24 protein-coding genes are annotated in these 21,712 nt (G+C 26.4%); 19 read left to right on the forward strand and 5 right to left on the reverse strand.

The features are described from left to right. On the reverse strand, positions 1-618 hold a 618-nt coding region (locus BP997_RS01710), incomplete at its 3' end, for a hypothetical protein (RefSeq protein ID WP_413825816.1). 226 nt (positions 619-844) lie between these two features. Here BP997_RS01710 and BP997_RS01715 point away from each other — a divergent pair. From BP997_RS01715 to BP997_RS01770, 12 genes are all read left to right on the forward strand, one after another. Next, the gene (locus BP997_RS01715; RefSeq protein WP_409198781.1) at positions 845-2,080 is read left to right on the forward strand and encodes an LL-diaminopimelate aminotransferase; all 1,236 of its coding nucleotides are present in this window, start codon (positions 845-847) and stop codon (positions 2,078-2,080) included. A 28-nt stretch (positions 2,081-2,108) separates the two neighbouring features. Next, a complete protein-coding gene (locus BP997_RS01720; protein WP_409198782.1) occupies positions 2,109-2,789 on the forward strand; it encodes a DUF6882 domain-containing protein in 681 nt (226 codons plus the stop codon). Positions 2,790-2,826: 37 nt separating this feature from the next. Beyond that, entirely contained in the window at positions 2,827-3,456 is a 630-nt protein-coding gene (locus tag BP997_RS01725; protein WP_413825814.1) for a DUF6891 domain-containing protein, read from the forward strand. Positions 3,457-3,460: 4 nt separating this feature from the next. Further along, positions 3,461-4,117, forward strand: a complete 657-nt coding sequence (locus tag BP997_RS01730) for a hypothetical protein (RefSeq protein ID WP_409198784.1) — start codon at positions 3,461-3,463, stop codon at positions 4,115-4,117. A 23-nt stretch (positions 4,118-4,140) separates the two neighbouring features. Further along, a complete protein-coding gene (locus BP997_RS01735) occupies positions 4,141-4,683 on the forward strand; it encodes a hypothetical protein (RefSeq protein WP_409198785.1) in 543 nt (180 codons plus the stop codon). Between the two features lie 163 nt (positions 4,684-4,846). Further along, complete coding sequence (locus BP997_RS01740; RefSeq protein WP_409198786.1) at positions 4,847-5,869, forward strand: adenylosuccinate synthetase; 1,023 nt, start codon at positions 4,847-4,849, stop codon at positions 5,867-5,869. A 121-nt stretch (positions 5,870-5,990) separates the two neighbouring features. Then, complete coding sequence (locus BP997_RS01745) at positions 5,991-6,404, forward strand: transposase (RefSeq protein WP_413825809.1); 414 nt, start codon at positions 5,991-5,993, stop codon at positions 6,402-6,404. A 395-nt stretch (positions 6,405-6,799) separates the two neighbouring features. Continuing rightward, on the forward strand, positions 6,800-7,765 hold the full coding sequence (locus BP997_RS01750; protein WP_409198788.1) for an ABC transporter substrate-binding protein: 966 nt from the start codon (positions 6,800-6,802) through the stop codon (positions 7,763-7,765). A 255-nt stretch (positions 7,766-8,020) separates the two neighbouring features. Beyond that, positions 8,021-8,764, forward strand: coding sequence for an ABC transporter permease (locus BP997_RS01755; RefSeq protein WP_409198789.1), 744 nt, complete (start codon positions 8,021-8,023; stop codon positions 8,762-8,764). Between the two features lie 46 nt (positions 8,765-8,810). Then, entirely contained in the window at positions 8,811-9,569 is a 759-nt protein-coding gene (locus tag BP997_RS01760; protein ID WP_409198790.1) for an ABC transporter ATP-binding protein, read from the forward strand. 169 nt (positions 9,570-9,738) lie between these two features. After that, positions 9,739-10,503, forward strand: a complete 765-nt coding sequence (gene cobM / locus BP997_RS01765) for a precorrin-4 C(11)-methyltransferase (protein ID WP_409198791.1) — start codon at positions 9,739-9,741, stop codon at positions 10,501-10,503. A gap of 25 nt (positions 10,504-10,528) precedes the next feature. Further along, positions 10,529-11,863 carry a DNA primase gene (locus BP997_RS01770; protein ID WP_409198792.1) on the forward strand — a complete coding sequence of 445 codons (1,335 nt, stop codon included), beginning with the start codon at positions 10,529-10,531 and terminating at the stop codon, positions 11,861-11,863. Between the two features lie 20 nt (positions 11,864-11,883). Here the strand turns inward: BP997_RS01770 and BP997_RS01775 are convergent, their stop codons facing one another. Further along, complete coding sequence (locus BP997_RS01775) at positions 11,884-12,345, reverse strand: hypothetical protein (protein WP_409198793.1); 462 nt, start codon at positions 12,343-12,345, stop codon at positions 11,884-11,886. A 210-nt stretch (positions 12,346-12,555) separates the two neighbouring features. On the opposite strand from BP997_RS01775, the gene priS reads away from it, so the two are divergent. Together priS and BP997_RS01785 are read left to right on the forward strand one after the other, a co-directional pair. Further along, a complete protein-coding gene (priS, locus tag BP997_RS01780; RefSeq protein WP_409198794.1) occupies positions 12,556-13,533 on the forward strand; it encodes a DNA primase catalytic subunit PriS in 978 nt (325 codons plus the stop codon). A gap of 677 nt (positions 13,534-14,210) precedes the next feature. Beyond that, on the forward strand, positions 14,211-14,762 hold the full coding sequence (locus tag BP997_RS01785) for a hypothetical protein (protein WP_413825806.1): 552 nt from the start codon (positions 14,211-14,213) through the stop codon (positions 14,760-14,762). A gap of 160 nt (positions 14,763-14,922) precedes the next feature. Here the strand turns inward: BP997_RS01785 and cca are convergent, their stop codons facing one another. Then, the gene (gene cca, locus BP997_RS01790) at positions 14,923-16,329 is read right to left on the reverse strand and encodes a CCA tRNA nucleotidyltransferase (RefSeq protein ID WP_409198796.1); all 1,407 of its coding nucleotides are present in this window, start codon (positions 16,327-16,329) and stop codon (positions 14,923-14,925) included. Positions 16,330-16,488: 159 nt separating this feature from the next. On the opposite strand from cca, the gene BP997_RS01795 reads away from it, so the two are divergent. The 4 genes from BP997_RS01795 to thpR all read left to right on the forward strand — a co-directional run bounded on the left by BP997_RS01795 (position 16,489) and on the right by thpR (position 19,505). Beyond that, the gene (locus tag BP997_RS01795) at positions 16,489-16,785 is read left to right on the forward strand and encodes a putative quinol monooxygenase (protein WP_409198797.1); all 297 of its coding nucleotides are present in this window, start codon (positions 16,489-16,491) and stop codon (positions 16,783-16,785) included. 160 nt (positions 16,786-16,945) lie between these two features. Next, positions 16,946-17,740, forward strand: a complete 795-nt coding sequence (locus tag BP997_RS01800; RefSeq protein ID WP_409199074.1) for a 2-amino-3,7-dideoxy-D-threo-hept-6-ulosonate synthase — start codon at positions 16,946-16,948, stop codon at positions 17,738-17,740. 23 nt (positions 17,741-17,763) lie between these two features. Beyond that, positions 17,764-18,894 (forward strand): 3-dehydroquinate synthase II, encoded by a 1,131-nt coding sequence (locus BP997_RS01805; RefSeq protein ID WP_413825804.1) that lies wholly within the window; start codon positions 17,764-17,766, stop codon positions 18,892-18,894. A 47-nt stretch (positions 18,895-18,941) separates the two neighbouring features. Then, the gene (gene thpR, locus BP997_RS01810; RefSeq protein WP_413825801.1) at positions 18,942-19,505 is read left to right on the forward strand and encodes an RNA 2',3'-cyclic phosphodiesterase; all 564 of its coding nucleotides are present in this window, start codon (positions 18,942-18,944) and stop codon (positions 19,503-19,505) included. Between the two features lie 11 nt (positions 19,506-19,516). Here the strand turns inward: thpR and BP997_RS01815 are convergent, their stop codons facing one another. Beyond that, positions 19,517-20,044 carry an SAM-dependent methyltransferase gene (locus tag BP997_RS01815; RefSeq protein WP_409199075.1) on the reverse strand — a complete coding sequence of 176 codons (528 nt, stop codon included), beginning with the start codon at positions 20,042-20,044 and terminating at the stop codon, positions 19,517-19,519. After that, entirely contained in the window at positions 20,025-20,933 is a 909-nt protein-coding gene (locus BP997_RS01820; protein ID WP_409198800.1) for a pantoate kinase, read from the reverse strand. Before BP997_RS01820 ends, BP997_RS01815 begins: the two co-directional genes overlap by 20 nt. Before the next feature lie 116 nt (positions 20,934-21,049). Between BP997_RS01820 and BP997_RS01825 the strand changes: the two genes are divergently transcribed. Beyond that, a complete protein-coding gene (locus BP997_RS01825) occupies positions 21,050-21,712 on the forward strand; it encodes a histidinol phosphate phosphatase domain-containing protein (protein ID WP_409198801.1) in 663 nt (220 codons plus the stop codon).

The following is a 21,712-nucleotide window of genomic DNA, read 5'->3' on the forward strand; positions in this document are numbered from 1 at the left end:
TTCTAGTTTTGGTTTTGTTTCTTTTTCGGGTTGTGTGAGAGTATTTTGATTGTCATCATTATTTATTTTTAAACTAGTTTTAACAATAGGATCTTCGATTTTGAATTTTTCCTTTTCTTCCTCTTTTAAAGGGGTTATTGTTTCAACTTCATTATATGTAGATTTTGATCCTTTTTTAAGAGAAGCAGGTTTGTCATTTGAGTTTTTAATTAAATTGTCATTGAATTCACTAATTTTGTTTTTAAAATCTGTTGTTGGTTCACCAATAGTATCTTTAACTAAGTCTTTTGCAGAATATTCTTTTTTATTATTATTATTTTCCCCGGTAAACATATTTTTAAATGAATCTGTTAAAGAATCATCATTTTCAATATTTTGTGTTTGTTGATATGAATCAATTTTTTCTTCTTTTTTATTAAAATTAAACATTGAACTTATATCTTCAGTTTCAGGAAGTTTATTTTTTTGATTTTTAAGTTTATTTATATATTTAGTTGTATTGAGTCCGTTTGTTGGCATTTCAGTTTCTATTTCTTTGTAATACTTTTTTACCCAAACAATAGAGCCAATACCGATTATTGCTATTATTAAAAGTAAAACTACTGTTAGTGAATTCATTTATTTTTTCCTCACACATTTTTTATAAATTTATAATTATATTTTATTATAATTATTATAAAATATATATTTTATTTATTTTTAGAAAAAAATATTTTTTTTAGGAACTTTTTTAGAAACTTTTTTAACAAAAAAAATTTATAATTAAATATAGTATATATAATAAGCAAATTTATTATAATATTATATTTTAGATTAAAAAAAATTTTATAGGAAATGAATTTAGATGGTAGTAAAAATTAATGAAAATTATCTTTTAATACAAAATAGTTACCTTTTTGTGGAAGTAGAAAGACGTGCTAATAAATATCAGGAAGAAAATCCTGATAAAAATATAATTAAAATGGGTATTGGTGATGTAACAAAACCTTTAGCTAAAACTGTTGTAAAAGCTTTTAAAGATGCAGTTGAAGAAATGGGACATTCTGACACTTTTCATGGTTACGGTCCTGAACAAGGTTATGATTTTTTACAAAAAGCAATTATTGATAATGAATTTAAACCATTAGGCGTCAATTTTGATTTAGATGAAGTTTTTATCAGTGATGGCGCAAAATGTGATACAGGAAATATACAAGAAATTTTTGGTATAGATAACACTATTGCTGTAACTGATCCTGTTTATCCAGTATATGTAGATACTAATGTAATGGCTGGAAGAACTGGACCTATAATGGATAATGGAATGTTCGAAGGAATTGTATATTTACCTTGCACTGAAGAAAATGATTTTGTCCCAGAACTTCCAAAAGAACCTGTGGACATTATATATTTATGTTTCCCAAATAATCCAACTGGTGAAACTCTTACTAAAGAACAATTAACAGTATTTGTAAATTATGCAATAGAAAATGATGCAATTATTCTTTTTGATGCTGCTTATGAATGTTTTATTCAGGAAGAGGATGTTCCACACAGTATTTATGAAATTCCCGGAGCAAAAAAAGTTGCAATTGAATTTAGAAGTTATTCAAAAACTGCAGGATTTACTGGAACACGTTGTGCATATACTATTGTACCAAAAGACATTGAAATCACAGCATCTAATAAAGAAATTGTAAAATTAAATGATTTATGGAATCGTAGACAAACCACTAAATTCAATGGAGTTTCTTATCCAGTTCAACGAGCAGCAGAATCTATTTACACAGAACAAGGTCAAAAAGAAATCAAAGAAAATCTTGCTTATTACAATGAAAATGCTAAACTTATAAGAGAAAGCTTTTTAAAAATGGGATTAAACACTTATGGTGGAGTTAATAGTCCATATGTTTGGGTTAAAACTCCAGAAGGTGTTGATTCATGGAAATTCTTTGATATATTACTTGAAGAAGCAAATGTTGTTGGAACCCCAGGTTCTGGATTTGGTCCAAGTGGTGAAGGATATCTTAGATTAACTGCATTCAATACACATGAAAACACAAAAGAAGCAATGGATAGAATAAGTAAATTATCCTTCTAAAAATAATTGAATTATAGGATTTGATAAAATGGTTAAAGGCATAGATATATTAGAAAAAAAAGATGATTTTAATGATATTTTCACTAAAACAGGTACAATGGCTTATGAAAGACAACAAAATTTAAGTGAAGTTATAGGTGAAAATAATTGCGAGATTAATTTTGAAGATGGATTATTAGTTTTTCCAGATAATGAATTTCCAATGCAAATTATAGGATCATTATCACAAAAAGAAGAAAAATGGTCATGGGCTTGGGATAATGATGATGTTGGTTTTCCACAAATTTTACTTGAAGATGTAAATAAAATCAAGAAAATTGGTGAAGAATATAATATTCCTGAATTTTCTAACAGCATTTTAACTAATGTTAATATTGATGTAGCTCATATTTTACTTATGACTGTTGCACCTTTAGTTGATGCAGATGCATATTATGCAGTTGATGCAGGGGATTTAATTTTATTTGTAACTATTCATTCAGATGAAATACCTACTAATGAAGATTTAGATAAGTTTTCTCATAATTATAACGATTTCCAAATAGATTATCCCGTAAATGCAAGAAAAGCATTAAAAGGTTATACTATTCTTAAAGGTTATGAATTTGTAGATAGAGAAGACTTTTCAATGGCTAAAACTGGACAACAAAGAGTTATTGTCGGATTTTCAGATCGTGGAAAAGTTACTAATATTCAAACAATGAAATAAAAAATAAATTAGTACCAAATTTAAGGGTTAGTTGTTTATGAATGTAGAATTGAAAGAAGAAATAATATATGAAATTAGTCTTCTTGTTAAATCTGGATTCTATGCTCCTCTAGAAATTAATGAGATAATAGAAGAACAATTCCTAGATGAAGATGTTAATCTTAATCAAATAGATTTAATAGTTAAAGAAGAATTAGAAAAACATATTGAAGATTTGAAAGATTGTAAGTTTAAATTTTTTAGAAGTTTGAATAATAGTTTTATAGATTTAACTAAAAAAAACATTGTCCCTATTCATAATGCAGGATTTGACTTTGAAGAGGGGGTTAATGATGCATTTGAAATTTATACTCATCTTGTAAATAATAAATATGATGCTAAAGGTTTTGTTTTCTACTCTTTTTATGATATAGAAGATTGTATTAATGATAATGAATTATATTTAACTTTTGGGGATTATAAACAAAATAAAAAATTAGCTCTTAAAATTGGTAATGAAATTGTGGATTCATTAAAATTTAATAATTTAAATGTTAAATGGGATGGTAGTCTTGATGAAAGAATTTGTATTAAACCATTTAAATGGATGAAACATTTTGATGAAGATTTCACTTATGGGATGGAAGGAGCCGTTGAAACTTATATAAAAATTAATTTAAAGGATTAATATCATGGAAAAAAAGTCATTAAATCTAATTGAAGATATAATATCTACTGCTGGACGATGGACATGGCTTGAAATATCTAATGATGCATTATATTTTGAATTTAAAGATGTTCAAATCTTTAATCCCAAAAATGATACTAATAAATTTGAAGATTCTAGTAGTGAAATAGCTATAAGATTTGGTGAAAATATTTTTCTAGCTATTTTCTATAATGATATTAAAGATGTGGAATTTTTAGGACTTTCAAATGATTTACAAAATTTAATGAAATCTGATACAATTAATTTTAAAGATAATCTAATGAATTTTCATAAAGAATTTTCATTAAAAATAGTGAAAAATCAATTTAAATTTCAAGATCGGGATTACCTTAAAGCAATAGCAAATTTTTATGAAAATAAAAAAATACTTGTTGAAAATTACGAAGAGGGTAATAATGGTTATGATTTTTTATTATGTTTTACTGTTAGTAATGTAAGTATTGCAGTAGGAGGTAATAATATTCATTTTTTCAATGATTTTGAGCAGTTAACTGGTGAAGATATAAAAAATTTATCTAATAAATGGTGTTTGTACTATTTAGATTATTGGAATAAAAAAGGGACAAATGAAGAATATTCTTTTGATTCTATATGTGAAGAATTCCCCCTTAATTTATAATAAAAATAATTTTTTTGATTAATATGAAAAATACAGATAAAGGATATAATTATTTGAATGTTTCAAATGATTTTTATGGTGAAACTCCAAGCCCCAAAGCTATTGAAATAGCGGATTATGAGTTTTTTTGGGATTGTGTGGATCAATTAGCACCTTTTGGTTCTGATGAAGGTTATATGGCTTTTGTTGAATTATGTGATTGGAGAGAAGATAATCCCAATGCTCCTCTAATTGAGTGTTTTAATTGGATTTTAAATAGTTGGGATTTAAATTTAGAGGATTATAATGAAGAAATTCTTGAAGATTCTAATATAACTAAAATTATTAAAGATAAAAGTTTTGATGAAGATTTAATCATGCTTGATGTTACAATTATTGCAACAGCTTTTGGTCAATTAATTTTAGAAGGAAAAATTGATGCTGATGTTAAGAATATTGTTCAATTAGCAGTTCTTCGTCAAATGAATCATTTAGTTTTAGATGAATTCTTAGGATATAATGAAGAATGGAAATATGATAGGTATAAGTATCTTCAAATTCTTTTAGACATATTGAAAATTGCATAATTTTTAGGTTAATTTTATAAAGGTTTAAAAATATATTAATTGTTTGGTGTATTAATTATAATTATATGTTAATGTAATTGATTATCATTTAAGATTTATGAATTTATTAAGATATTTAAAAAAATTTTTTTTATCATAAAATTTTTTTTAGGAGATTTAAATAATGACTTGTAGTATATTAGTCGGTGGAGCTTGGGGAGATGAAGGTAAAGGTAAATGTATTACTTACCTTTGTGATAACGATAAACCGAAAGTTATAGCTCGTGCAGGTGTAGGTCCAAATGCGGGTCACTCTGTTGTTTTAAATGGAGAAAAATATGGTTTAAGATTAATTCCTTCTGGTTTTGTTCAAAGAGATGCTCAACTTCTTATTGGTGCTGGTGTCTTAGTGGATCCTGAAGTATTTTTCCATGAATTAGAATATTTAGATAAGTTTGATGTTAAAAGTAGAACTCTTGTTGATCCTCGTTGTAGTATGATAACTAAAGAAGATCGTGATCGTGATCGTGGTTCAGAACATTTATTTAAAAAGATTGGCAGTACTGGTTCAGGATGTGGTCCAGCAAATAGTGATCGTGTTTTAAGAATAGCTGACATGGCTAAAGATGTTCCAGAACTTCAAGATTATTTGACCGATGTTTCTGTAGCATGTAATGATAATATTGATGCTGGTGAAGATGTTTTTATTGAAGGTTCTCAAGGTTTTGGACTTTCATTATACTATGGAACTTATCCTTTTGTAACTAGTAAAGATACTACTGCTAGTACTTTTGCTGCAGATGTAGGTGTAGGTCCAACAAAAATTGATGAAGTTATCAATGTTTTTAAAGCTTATATTACTCGTGTTGGTGAAGGACCATTTTCAACTGAAATAAATCAGAATAAAGCTGAAGAGATGGATATTGAAGAATATGGTACTGTTACTGGTCGTCGTAGAAGAGTAGGTCTTTTTGATTTTGAGTTAGCTAAGGAATCTTGTAGAATTAATGGTGCTACTCAAATTGCTTTAACTTGTGTTGATAGATTATATCCTGATTGTGCACGTACACAAGATTATGGTACTTTATCTGCTGAAACTAAAGATTTCATTGATCAAATTGAAACTGAAACTGGTGTTCCTGTAACTATTATTAGTACTGGTCCGGATTTAGTTGATACTATTGATTTAAGAAGTGAATTATTATAGATTTATAAATTTTATGAATCTATTTTTTATATTTTAATTTTTTTTATTTAATAAAATTTTTTTGTAATGTTATTATGATATTACATAAAATTTATTAATAATGTATATTTATAGTATAATCATGAAGGGTGTTATTAATCCTGAAGTTAATTTGCCTGATGAAAAAATTGCAATGGCTTTTTTTAGGAGCATACGTTGGGTTCATGGAGTTTACTGTCCTAAGTGTAAATCCTATGATATTAATAATCGAGGAATTCAGGGGAGAGTTCGTAGATACTCTTGTAAAAAATGTGGAAATAATTTTAATGATTTTAGTGGAACCTTTTTTTATAAAAGTAAAATCCCTTTAGGCGTCATGTTGTATATCTTATTTAATATGAATATTAAAACCGTAAAAGAGTTAGTTGCGGAAACTGGTTATAGTAGACAGTGTATTAGTCGCATAACTAAATTATTTAGGGATAAATTATTTGATAATCCTGAATTTTATCATAATGAAAAAGAAATTAATAATGATATTGAAAAGAAGATGTAAGCTTATTAGTCATTATTATTTTATGCCTTAAACTATATTTGATATTGTATATTTGTCTTTTTTTAATTTATTTTAGTATTTGTCTTTCAATCTTTTTTTAAATTAATGTTCTTTCTTTTAATAATAAAATATATTTATAATTTGATTTATATAATAAAAAAATATATTATTTTGCACTATTATATTAACTAATACTATTTTATCTTTTTTAAAGTATTTTATTATCATATGCTTATGTAATTGTAATATTAAGATTACACTAAATTTTTTTATCAAAACTATTATATATCTAATGTTTTATTATAATATATTAATAATGATTTTATGTAAAAATTTAATTTTTTTAAAAAATTTAATTTCTCTCTCATTATTTTAAAAAATTTTTGGTGATATAATTGAATAAAAAGACTATAATTGTAGCTATTATTATAATTGCAATAATTGCAGTTTTTGGAGCTTATTTTTATATGAACTCCCAAGATGATGGAACTGTAAATATTGGTTACTTACCATCTGATCATGATGCTGCATTATTTGTTGCAGATGCTCAAGATAAATACCAAGCTGAAGGTATTAAAACTAATCTTGTACAATTCAACAATGGTGGAGATTTAATGACTGCTATGGCAAGTGGGGAAGTTGATGTTGGTTATGTTGGAATCACTCCAGTGTTATCTAGTATTCAAAAAGGTGTTCCTGTAAAAATAGTATCAGCAGTTCAAACTGAAGGTAGTGGACTTGTAGTGAGTTCAAATTCTAGTATAACTAGTATTAAAGATCTTAAAGGTAAAACTGTAGGTACTCCAGGTGAAGCTTCAATACAAAATATGTTACTTAAATATGCTCTTCAAAAAAATGGTATGAATGAAAGTGATGTTAAAATATCTGCAATGAAAGTACCAAGTATGAATGATGCTATTAAAACTGGTAAAATTGATGCTATGATGACTTATGAACCTTATGTAACTATGGCAACAAGTCAAGGTTATGGGAAAGAAATTGCAGATTCTAGTAATATTTTACCTAACCACCCATGTTGTGTAGTTACAGCAAGTGATGATTTTATTAATAACCATCCAGATGAACTTAAAAAGATAGTTGAAATCCATGCAAATGAAACTAATTATATTAATTCTAATGTGGATAAATCTGCAGAATTACTACCTTCTGATATAGTAGCTAATTCTACTGTTGAAAAACAATCTTTAAACAAACTTCACTTTATAAGTGGATTAAGTTCTGATTATAAAGATAGTGTAAGATCTTTCATGGATATTGAAGTTCAAATGGGATTATTAAAACAAAAATTGACTGATAATCAAATTTTCTATGATATTAATAGTACAAATAGTACTAAATAATATCATAATTTTTACTTTTTTAATTTTTAATTTTATTACTTGCTTTATAATATAAAGTTTAAATTAATTTAACTAATTTTTTAATTTTTTAGGTTTTATTTGAGTTAAATTTCTGTTATTTTATTTTTTTTAATTAAAATTTAATTTAAAGAATTTTGTAAGAGTTTCATTTATTAATTACTTTTAAATATTAAAAAGAGCTAAGTTATATTCGTATATTATAAAATTTTTAAAAAAATTATTATTGATGATTTAATGAATAAAAAGAAAATTATAATTCCAATATTATTGCCTGTAATAGTATTAATATTCTGGTATGCAATAACAGATGGCTTAGGCTTAATAACACCTTATGTTTTACCTGGACCTATAGAAGTTTGCCAATCAGCTTTTACTGCAATTATTAATGGAAAGTTATTAAAAGATACTATTGATACATTATTTAAAGTATTTTTAGGTTTAATACTAGCATCTATAGTAGCTATACCTTTAGGTGTTGTGCTTGGAAGTAGTGAAACATTAGAAGATTTATGTAGTGTAGTTATAAGTATATTACGCCCTATTCCACCAGTTGCTTGGATTCCTTTCAGTATTTTATGGTTTGGAATAGGTACCGTTCCTGCAGTATTCATTATCTTCATGGGTTGTGTTTTCCCAATTCTTGTTTATACCTTAGATGGTGTTAAAAGAACTCCTAAAGTTCTTGTTGAAGCAGCTCAAACTCTTGGTGCTAATCGTTGGAATGTTTTACGCCGTATAATTTTACCTTCAGCAGTTCCTTACATAGTTTCTGGGTTAAAAGTTGGTGTAAGTATTGCTTTAATGTGTACAATTTCTGCAGAAATGATAGGATCAAGTAGTGGTTTAGGTTATTTAATTTTAACATCTACAAACTTATTTGATACTGGAACAACTGTAGTGGGAATGTTAACTATTGGTATTATCGGAATAATATTTGATTACATGTTTAGAAAAGTTCAAGATCAAATATTTTGGTAGAATGAATAATATTTCATTAAAATAAATTTTATAGGGGAATAATATTTTGGTAATTCAAGTAAAAAATGTAAATAAATCTTTTAAACAAGAAGATGGTGATATTCTCCATGTTTTAGATAATATTAATCTTGATATAAAAGATAGGGAATTTATCTGTTTATTGGGTCCTTCTGGATGTGGTAAAACTACTCTTTTACGTATTATTGCAGGATTAGATGAACCTGATTCTGGGGAAGTTAATGATAGTGCTGGTTTAATTAAAGGTCCTTCACGTGATAGAGGTTTTATTTTTCAACAGTACTCATTGTTTCCTTGGATGACTGTATTGGATAATGTTGTTTTTGGATTAAATATGTGTTATCCTGATAAAAAGGAAGAAAATTTGGAATCTGCTAAAAGATATCTTCAAAGAGTAGGTTTAGAAGATTTTCAAAATAGTTATCCTTATCAATTATCTGGGGGTATGAAACAAAGAGTAGCTATTATTAGATCTTTATTAAATCATACTCCGGTTCAATTGATGGATGAACCATTTTCTGCTTTAGATATGCAAACTAGGCATACTTTACAAGAACAATTAATTGGAGTTTGGAAAAGATTTGATACTACAATTGTTTTTGTTACTCATGATGTGGATGAAGCGGTCTTTTTGGCAGATAAAGTTGTTGTTATGGATAAAAATCCTGGACGTGTTAAAGATATAGTTTCTATTGATTTGGAACGTCCAAGGAAGAGAGAATCCACGGAATTTTTAAAAATTCAGGAGGAAGTTATGGAATCTCTAGGTGTTCATGATATGGAATAAATTTATTTTTTTTATTTTTTTTATTTTGAAATTCTTTTTTTAGTATATACTTTTATTAGTTAAAAAAATCTAATCCTATTTTATAAATGATTTAATTAATTAAAATAATTTTTATTTAACTGATTTATGGATTAATTATTCTAGTTATAATATATAAGTAGTGATTTTAATGACAGGAAAAGTAATATTTATTGGCGCAGGTCCTGGAGCTCCAGATTTAATAACAGTTCGTGGATATCAAACTATTCAAAAAGCAGATTGCATAATATATGCTGGTTCATTAGTAAATAAAAAAGTATTAGATAACCGTAAATCTGATGCAAAAGTTTTTAATAGTGCTGAATTAAACTTAAATGAAATAGTAACAATAATGGAAAAAGCAACAAGTGAAAATAAATTGGTTGCAAGAGTACATACTGGAGATCCAAGTATTTATGGTGCAATTGCAGAACAAATCAGATTATTAAAGGAAAAAAGTATTGAATATGAACTTATTCCTGGAGTTAGTTCAGTATTTGGTTCAGCAGCTGCATTAGAAAAAGAATTAACTTTACCTGAAATTTCTCAAACAGTCATAATAACAAGACCTGAAGGAAGGACACCTAAACCTAAAGATGAATCATTAGAGAGTTTAGCATCTCATCATGCTACAATGTGCATATTCTTAGGTGTGGGTATGATTGATAAGGTAGTGAGCGAATTATCTAAAAATTATCCAATTAATACGCCTGTTGCAGTAGTTAAAAAAGCTACATGGCCAGATCAAGAAATTGTTAAAGGTACTTTAAAAGATATTGCAATTAAAGTAAAACAGGCCAATATTACAAAAACTGCAATGATTATTGTAGGAGAAGTTTTAGGTCCTATAGACTTCAATGATTCTAAACTTTATGATGCAACATTTGCACATGAATATCGTGACAGTAAAAAGTAACCAAATTTAAGGAAAAAAATTTAAAATGAATTTAATACCATATATAAATCCATTATCTGATGAAAGTTTAAAAATTGTTTCACAAAATAGTAATTTAAATGAAACATTTGAATATAACAATGGCTTAGTGGATACTATAAACCGTAGTTCAAATCAAAATTTAGAATCTAGTCATGTGCCTATAAGTATTGGGGATTTGGCGATAAAAAGAATTAATTGGTATATTGAACGTAAAAATAATAAAAATTATAAACTTTCAGATTATTCTTACCTTTTTAATAAGGATATATTGAAATTTGATGTAATTGCTTTTCATATGTTGGCACAAGCTGTAGCCACTAAATTTAATATAAGTTCTAGAGAGACTAAACTCTTCATAGAATCAGAAGGATCATTGATTCTTGATAGATTAAATCGTTTGTTAACTAATGAAAGACAAGATATGGTTGATTCAATTTTAAAACAATTATCCATAACACAGGGTTCAAGATGGACTATATTAAAAGATATTATTGATAATCGTAATTTATCTTTAACTAATTTATGTATAAACAATGGTGAAATAATTTTAAGTAAAGAAGATTTTTTGAATGCTTATAATGATAAATTTCATAATAGACGTCCTGAAAGCATGTATGATATGTTAGTTGGTGAAAATCTTAAAGAACAAATAGTTTCTAATATGATAATGTTAAATACTGAAAATTATATTAAAATGATTAAAGAAAAATCTTCTTTTGTAAATATTCATTCTAATATTGAAAAACTAGGTTCTGATGTAGAAAAAACTATTTCTGAAGAAATGACTAAATATAGTACTTTTTATGCTAATGCAAATAATTTTAAAATAGGAAAATTAATTAGAGAAGCATTTCCACCATGTATATATAATACTGTAAATGGTGTATCTTCGGGTGGCCGTAATGATGCTATTGTTTTACTTTTAACTAGTTTTGTATCTTATGCTCGTTTATATCCAGGTATTTTTGCAAGTGAAGGTGGGGTGAAAGTTTCGGATATTGATAAAAATTTGGTCATTACTGAAAATGAAATTTTACCTTTAATTTATGAAGCTGCAGATAATTGTACTCCTCCATTATTTGAAGATCAACCCCAAGAAAAAATAAATATTATTTCTAAACTAGGATTTGGTATGCATGATAGTCCTGATTTAAATCATGAAGGTGAAACTAAATGGTATACTCCAATGAGTTGTGAGAAAATAAAGATGCACCTTCCTCAATTGTGTAAAGCTGATAAAGATTGTAAAAAAATTAATAATCCTTTAAGTTGTTATGGTATTAAAAAAAATAGATTAATTAGGGAAGGTAAAATAAAAGAAGAAGAAAAAAAGAATTAATGAAGAAAATTTATGCTTTTTTAGTAATTATCACATTCATTATTATAATTTTGAATTATACTGTTTTCCCAATCATTGTAATTCATGAATTTATAATCTTCGATGCAATCAGCTAAAATATTAATTTTACGTTCTTCTTCATCAATATCTTCTTTTTCACAGAATTCACTTAATAAATCTGGAGAATATTTGTCCTTTTTTCTATCTACATATTTCAAGAATTTTTTATATTCTTCTTCATTAAAAAATTTTTCTGGAAGAAATAGTTCATCTTCCGCTTCTATGGTGAAAATTTCAACATAATTTAAATTATCTGGTATTTCGCCTTGTTCTAATCCTATTCCTTTTATTATTCCGGAATCTAATTCTATTATTGTCATTCCAGTTTTTTGATTAGGAATCCAGTTTTCTAAGGCAGGTTTTACAAGTGCTCTTGGACTAATATCATTGAAAATGCTTTTTAGTTCTTCTTCACTAATCATTTTAATCACTTCTTTTTATATTTCTTATTTAATAACTATGAATCTTTTTAATTTATATATTTATCCTTATTATTTTAGTATGAATTTTATATGTATTTTAAGAATATTTTATATCTTCAAAAAGTTATTTATATAATTTTAATATAGATATAAATAATAGTATAAATATAATTACATTTATTTATAAAAACTATTTTTTTAAAGATTGTCATGTTTGGTCCGTCATCATTACAAGAGCGAAGAAGATATTACAGGGAAGAATGGTCTCCAAATAATGTTCCTAATTTTATTTTAGATGAAATTATAAAAAAGGAATTTGGTTTTGATCATAATGGGACTGGTCCAAATGATCGTTATAAAACTTTTAAAGGCCCTAAATCTTTGAGACGATTTTTACGTGCTAAAGCTCCTTTTGCTGCTTATGTTAGTGTAGCTTATTATCAAGAACCTCGTCGTAGAGAAGGTTGGGAAAAAGCAGAGTATGTTTTTGATGTTGATGCAAAAGATTTACCTATACGTTCCTGTAATTGTGATGGTGTTTGTGAAATTTGTTTAAGTGAAGCATTAGAAATTGTTAATAATTTAATCGATACTCTTAAATCTGATTTAGGAATAAAAAATATTCATTTAATTTACTCGGGTAGAGGTTATCATATTCGGATATTAGATCCAGATATGGTTGTTGCAGGTACAGGTTTGCGAAGTGAAGTTTTGAAGTATGTAGCAGGTGCTGAAGTTCCAAAAAGTAAATTTTCAAATCCTAATAGTATTAATAATACTTATGATATTCCTCATTTTATGATCCCAATTGCATATCCTAATGTTTTTACTCAAAGAGTGAAATATGATATTTTACATCTTAAAGGTAATGAAGAGATTGATGGTATTAATCCTAAATTGCTTAAAGATGTGATTAAATATAGAGGCTATTTGAATAATGATGATTGGGGTTCTTTTAAGGCTAATATAGGTCCTAGGCGGTATAAAGATATGGAAAGGGGTTTGGCTAAAGTGAATCTTTCTACTATTGATGCAAAGGTTTCTATTGATTTAAAACGTATTTTACGTTTACCAAGTAGTCTTCATAGTAAAGTTAGTATGAAATGTGTTGAAGTTAAAAATCGTGAAAATTTTGATCCACTTAAAGAAGCTGTTCCTAAATTTGTATATGAACGTAAAGATTCTTAATTTAATTTTTGGTAATGTTTTTTTTATTTTTTCCATTATATTTGTTATTTTTAATTATGAATCTGTTTTATTATTTAGTTTTTAATTTTGACTTTCATTTTTCTATTTTTTTTATTTAATAACTAATTATTTGATTTGATTTAATTTCTATTATTTTTTAATCTTTTATTTTGGAAATTATTTTTTTCTTAACTTTTTTAATTTATTTTTATAGTTTATGTGCTTGTTTTAGTGTTAAATACTATTATTTAATGTTGTAGGTTTGTTTATTCTTTAATTTTGTTTTATTTAACTTTTTATTTTAACTGCTGTGTTAAAATATTTTATTATGTCTGAATTTTAAGATATTTATCTTGGTGTTTGGTTTAGTTTCATTCTAAAAGATTATTTATAATTATATTTTGTTCAATTTTTTTATTAATATTTTATTAAAAATAACTATACCTTTATATACTTGAAAGCACCTATCTATTTCTTGGAGTTAAAAATTAAACAAAATTTTTTTAACTTCTAAAATTTAGAATTGAAAATTTTTAGAAAAAATATAATCTAAAATTTTTCAATTATATCGCCAAAAAAAATAAACTAAAAAGGATATTAGTTTAGGAGGCATAACATATGACAGAAAAATTTTACTAATAGAAATATTAATAATTTTAATAACTCTATCAATTGCAATGCAAGTAACATGTGCAACACCTGAAAATGAAATTAGTATACATAATAATACCACTACACAAATTACTAATATTCATCCCCACCATATACCAATAGAACCGAATACAAAAAATAATTTAATAAACAACACCACAAATCATGTAAATGATACACGAGAACATCTGAATTCAAGTTTAATTAATAAAACACCAAATAATATAAGTCCATTAATATTAAATAAATCACCAAATAATAATTCAGAAAGTATATTTGCACACAATCAAAGTTTCCAAAAATCAAACTTTTCAAACACAATAATCGATTCATTAAACGATACACATTTCAGAGTAAACGAATTAACAATCATAAATAATCATTTAATGATACATAAAGAAATGAAAAATCCTGACAAATTCAATGAATCAGAAATTTTAGGTAAACAAATTGAATTAAATAATCATATTAATAATCATTCGCATTTGCCTAAAATAATTGATGAAAAAAATCGAAATTCAACTAATTTCACTAATAAAACCAGTAGAGATTTTAAGGAGGATGAAGATTATGATTAAAGGAAAATATGTAAAAAAAGATATTAAATTCACCAAGGTAATCCAAAAAATTTGGCATTACATTTAAAATTTAAAAAAAGTAAAAAATATTGGTGGTGATGTAATAATAAAATCATATAAGGGTAAAAAGTCAAGTCCCTTATTTATCAATTTACTTTTTTTATCTTTTTACATACTGTTTAGGATAAATAAAATCATCTAAAAAGTTTAAAAAATCTTTTTTAAAAGAATAATTTTCAAAATTTTTATTAGATAAGAAATTTTCAATTAAATCTAAATCATAAGTGGCAATGATTAAATCTTTTAAATTTTTACCAATTTTAATATTATGAATATTTTCATTAGTTAAAATATAATTAATATAAGATTCTGGTGTTTTAAACTTTCTTTCTTTAGTTAATACTAATAAATCATCAATACTATACAGTTTATCCCCACGATAATTTTTAAAGTTATCACAGGATTTTTTACTCCAAATTTTAGGTCCTTCATGTATAATATATTTACTTTGCTTGTAAACATTTAACTCAAAAATAAAAATTGCTAATTTATTTTCATCAGTCCAATAATCACTTTTAAAAATACTGAAATCTTTTGTTTCTAATTTTTCAGTAATAGATTCCATAGTTTTATTTAATTGGGGATGTAAACTATCTGGAGGGATTTCTGGTATTTCAAATTTTAACAAAAGTGTATGTGTTTCACGATCTTTGAATTTTTTTAATATTTCAGAAGTGCTTATTTTTTGTTTTTTATTTAATGGTTTGAAGTAATCTGATTTTTTGTCATTATTAGTTTCATCTAAAAAATTTCGTGAAGCGATTATAAAATCTACCATTTTTTCTAATCTTAATGCTGCTCCAACATTCCTATTTTCATCAGTTGGATCTATTGTTATTAGGGGATCATTAAAATTTTTTCCAGTCCCATAATCTTCGAGGTCTATAATTATCCCATAATTCCAATTTTGTGCATTTTCTAATAATTTTTCAAAGGTTCCATATTTGAGAATGAGTAACTCACAAAGATACCCTGCAAATCCCCCGACCTTAAATTCAGATCCATAAGTTTTTATTTCGCTCATGAATTTTTTTAAAAGTAAAACTTCACTTTTTTGTTCTTCTTTTAAATGAGAAGTTATATATTTAGTATGGAGTAATGTTCTATCTACTGCGGATTTTAATTGTTTTGCGGATTTAATTTTATAACAAGGAACAAAATCGATATCATAACCATCAATACAACTTGTGAGGTATGGATGGGATGCGTAATGTTCTTCTGCTTTTCCATTAAATTCTTCACTACATTGATATCCTAATTTAAGCCCTAATTCTTTTAATTGATCCATTGGTGTTGAGAGGGGGAAATTTATAAAAATATCTATATCAGATTTCCCTCTTAAAAATGTATTTTTTGCAACTGATCCTACAAGTAATGCCTCTGCATTAATATTTTGTTCTTTTAATATTCTATTTAAGTATTTTATTAAGTTGTTACTTAATGTATGTATTTGTTCTTTTTCCTTAGTAGTAGGTTGTATTTCATTTAAGATTGTTTTATAATTCATGTATTTTTCCCTTTTATTTTAGAATCTTTTTTGTATTATATTATCTTTATTTGTGCTATTTAAAAAAATTTTGGATGTTATTCTATTTTACTAAAAGTTTATAAATGTTAATTAATATACATTGAATTAAAGTATTTTAATATTTTAGGAGTTAAGTATATGTTACTCGTATTTGCAAAATTAATCCCTGTAAACGGAAAAGATAAGGAAATTATTGAAGAAGCACTAACTTTGGTTGAAGAAACCCGTAAAGAAGCTGCGAATATTGAATATAATTTCGATAAGGATGTTGAAGATGGAACCTATCTTTTTATTGAAAAATGGGAAGATATGGATGGTTTGAATAAACATCTTACTTCAAAACATTTTAAAGCTTTCGATACTAATATTAAGGCTTTTTCTAAAGATATGGATATTAAAATTTTTAATGCTGAGTCTGTTAATTTATATGAGTAGCTTTGCTACTCTTTTTCTTTTTTTTAACAACCAATAATAATTGTACAAAAAAATACATTATAGTTTTTATTTGTACATTAAATTTATATACTTTTAAAGATTAATTAATTTTATATATAAGTAAACTTTATTAAAAATTTACAGCAATTAAGGAGTTTTAATCATGATAGGTAAAAAAATTCGATTAGAAAGAATAATAGACAGAAAAACAAAAAAAACCGTAATAGCTCCAATGGACCATGGGGTATCATCTGGGCCAATAAAAGGAATAGTTGATATGGATAAAACCATAGAACAAATATCTCGTGGAGGAGCAAATGCAGTTCTTATGCATAAAGGGATTGTAGAACAAGGACATAGAGGGTATGGAAATGATTTAGGATTAATAATACATTTATCTGCTAGTACAAGCTTAAGTCCAGATCCTAACAATAAAGTAACAGTAACTAGTGTAGAAAAAGCAATACAACTCGGTGCAGATGCAGTAAGTATACATGTAAATATAGGGTCTGAAAAAGAACCTGAAATGTTAAAAGAATTAGGGGAAATATCAGAAACTTGCAGCCAATGGGGAATACCATTATTAGCAATGATGTACCCAAGAGGACAAAAAATCAAATCTGAAACAGATGTAAACATGGTAAAACATGCAGCACGTGTGGGAAGTGAATTAGGTGTGGACATTGTAAAAACAAATTACACCGGTGATCCAGCAAGTTTTGAAGAAGTGGTAGAAGGAGCATTAGTACCAGTTGTAATAGCAGGAGGTCCAAAAGTTGATACAGATAGAGAATTATTACAAATGGCTAAAGAATCAGTTGAAGTAGGGGGAGCCGGAGTAGCATTTGGAAGAAATATTTTCCAAGCAGAAAACCCTGGAAAAATAACAAAAGCAATTTCAGAAGTAGTCCATAACAAAATGGATGTGGATGACGCATTAGAATTATTAAAATAAATAATTAAATAAAGGTAATTTTTATGGAAAAATTCGCATGGATAATGTCACCTAATAAAAATTGGGATGATAAAAAAGATTTAATCACAACCTCATTGGAATCTGGAATAAATCACATAATGGCTAAAGAAGACGAAATCAAAAACATCAAAAAATTAGCAAATACAAACATAATCTCTAACAATCCAGAAGCGGAAATATATTTAATTGGAATAAATGGTGAAGGAGACAACACTCTACCTTTATCCAAAAATTTAGAAAAATCCAAAGATTTACAAGATGCAAAAGAACATAAAAACTTAGGACAGTCTGTTGCAGCTTATATAGAAATAATTGATAAAGAGCATGAACATTTAGCTAGAAAATTAGGTAAAACTGTAGATTACTTAATATTAGTTGGAAAAGATTGGACAGTCATACCATTAGAAAATATTCTAGCAGATTTACAATCTGAAAATGTTAAAATTATTGCAGCAGTTACTGATGAAAATGAAGCAAAACTAGCTTTAGAAACTTTAGAAATTGGAACTGATGGGGTAATATTTGAACCTAAAGATTTTGCACAAATAAAAAAAATTGCTGATTTAATCGAAAACTTATCACATGAAAAATATAATTTGAAAGAAGCAACCATAACAAATGTAAAACCTTTAGGAACAGGAGATAGAGTTTGTATTGATACAACTTCCATGATGGTTCCAGGTGAAGGAATGCTTATAGGTTCCTATAGTAAAGCAATGTTTTTAGTTCATAGTGAATCATTAGAAAGTGAATATGTAGCATCAAGACCATTCCGTGTTAATGCTGGCCCTGTACAAGCTTATGTTATGGTCCCTGGAAACAAAACAAGATATCTAGCAGAATTAGAAGCTGGAGATGAAGTTTTAATTGTAAACAAAGATGGCACCACTAGACCCACTATTGTTGGAAGATGTAAAATTGAAAAAAGACCTTTACTATTAATAGAAGCAGAATATGAAGATATAAAAATTAAATCCCTTTTACAAAATGCTGAAACAATTCGGATAGTATCAAATAATGGGGAGGCTGTAAGTGTATCAAATTTAAACCAGGGGGATAAAGTAAAAGTTTTTATTGATGAAAATGCGAGACATTTTGGAATGGCAATAAATGAAACTATAATTGAAAAATAGATATAAAAAACATTTTATATTTTATCTTTTTTTTAGAAGTGATATTTATGAGTGGAGTTAGAAGTTTTTTAGCAATAGAAATAGAGCCAAATTTAAAACCATTAATTAATAATTTAATTAAAGAATTTAAAAAAACAGATACTAATATAAAGTATGTATCAACAGAAAATATACATTTAACACTTAAATTTTTTGGGGATGTATCAGAAGACATTTTGAAAAAAATAGAGATTGCAACAAATAAAGTAATTAAAAATTTCAAACAATTCAACATAAGATTAGAAGGATTAGGTACATTTCCAAATTCAAATCATATAAAAGTTATCTGGGTAGGTATAAATGAAAGTTCTGATTTAGAATTATTAGAACAAAAATTAGATACTGAATTTAATAAATTAGGATTTAAAAAAGAGAAAAATTATATTAGTCATTTAACTATTGGGCGCATGAAAAATCCTAAAAATAAAAAACAAGTTCAAAAAGTGTTAAAAGAAAATAATGAAGTTTTAATTGGTGAAATGAAAGTGAAAAATTTACATTTAAAAAAGAGTACATTAACTTCTAAAGGTCCAATTTATGAAGATTTAAAAGTATTTAAATTAAATGAATAATTTTTATTAAGTTAAATTTTTTCACTCCACAATTTAAACTCTTTAATTTGTGGGGGAATTCCCATATCTCCACAACTATCAAGGAAGCCGTTTTCAGAATGCATATCCTCATTACTGGTAGCAGTATTTATAAAATCAATTAAACCTCTATTTCGTATAATACTATCTCTAGGTTTAAATGTGGAAGACCAAATATAATAAACTTTAAATGTTGTATCTGGGTGATAACCTCCTCCAAGATCAACACTTAAAATATCACATTTATCTATTTTTTCTTTAACTTTTTTTAAACTTTCATGTAAACGAACATCACTATTTAAAAAACTTAAATTTTTATATTCAAATGATAACTTATCCATTTTAGATTTAGCTTCTGGACTATTATCTAATGCAATTAAATTCCCATTAGGGATTCTATTTAACATAAATTGGCTTGATTTTCCCACGTGACATCCTAATTCAATAATAGTATCATCTGGTTGTATAATATCTTTTAGGTTTTCTCGGTATGACTTCATTTTATAAGTAATTTTGATCATTAACAACTTTTCCTTTTTCTAAATATTTTATTCCATCATTATATAACTTAGATATGGTATATTCTTCTGGATCTATTTCAGATATATCGTCAGTTATTGCAAAAGCGGTATTTCCTAACATTGCCATACTTGCACCAAATGTTTTAGTATTTAAATCTTCTATTATCTTTTTTACTTTAGGATTCAGTAATTCTGTTTCTTCAGAAAATTGATAAGAATATTTTAAGAATGTTCTAATGCTTGGAAGTTTTAAGAATTTTTCCTCCATATTGGAACCTATTTTAGTAATTTTTTCTTTTTGTTTACTGTTTGTTATAATGTTTTTTGTTTTTATACTGCCTAAAGATTTTGTTATAATGTATAATTCGTTATCTGTATTTATAACTTCACACTCTCCGTAACCGGGGGCTCCAGGTTTTATTCTGAATACTAAACCTTTTTCCATTTCAGCTAATACATCACCAAGACCAGTTCCAAGACTTACTTCAACAAGATGTGCATATTGTCCTGCTTTAATTGGGGATATTGGAAGTTTGAGTAATTTAGTAAGTGCTAAACTAGTACTCAATGCAGAAGCTCCACTTGTTCCAAATCCACAACCGACAGGAACATTAATGTTTTGATTAATTGTGAAATTATCTTTAAAGTTGAATTCACTTTTCATTAATTCTATTGTTTTACGGATTATTGCTTCTTTTTCTGGATTAGAATCAGCATTAATACTTATATTAGTTTCCTCATTATTTGGATTTTTCTGAATAGAAGTTGTTACTCCTCGATTTAATAATATTCCTGCACCTTTAGATCCGGTTTGTAAAGGTGTTGTTGCTTCTTGTATACTAAAAAATCCTGTTATATGTGAAGGTACAAATACATTAACTTTTTTCATTTTTATCACTAAAGATTTTTTTAAAATATGAACCCTTAAATATTTAATATAATATATAAAAATATAACAAAGATAATATTTAATTATAACTATTAATTTTGAAGGAGATTATTGATTTGGCATATAAAAGAATTGATTTGCATATGCACAGTTTATTTAGTGATGGTGAATTATTACCTAGTGAATTAGCTAGAAGAGCAGATGTTTTAGGGCATGAAACAATAGCGATTACTGATCATGTTGACTATTCTAATGTAGAAAATTTACCTGAGCTAATGGGTGCAATTGATGATGTTAATAGTAAATGGGATATAAATGTGGTTTTAGGTGCGGAAATAACTCATGTTCCTGCTGAATCAATTGGTGAATTGTCTATACGTTGTAGAGAATTAGGTGCAAAAATTGTTGTTGTTCATGGTGAAACTTTGGCAGAACCTGTAATAGAAGGGACAAATCATGCTGCTGTTCAATCAGATATAGATATATTAGCACATCCAGGTTTAATTAATAAAGAAGAAGTTATTCTTGCTAAAGAAAATGATATAGCTTTAGAAATTACAGCTCGTAAAGGACATTGTTTAGCTAATGGTCATGTAGCTAAAATTGCAACTGAAATTGGTGCAGATCTTGTAATCGATACAGATTGTCATGATCCTGATGATTTAATTAGCTTTAAACAGGCTTATCGTATTGCTCTTGGTGCTGGTTTGTCTGATTCTCAAGCTATGAAAGCTTTGATTGATAATCCTCATAAAATTTTAAATAGAAGATTAAGATAA

Source organism: Methanobrevibacter sp. UBA412, assembly GCA_002495685.1.
GTDB classification, from domain to species: domain Archaea; phylum Methanobacteriota; class Methanobacteria; order Methanobacteriales; family Methanobacteriaceae; genus Methanobrevibacter_A; species Methanobrevibacter_A acididurans.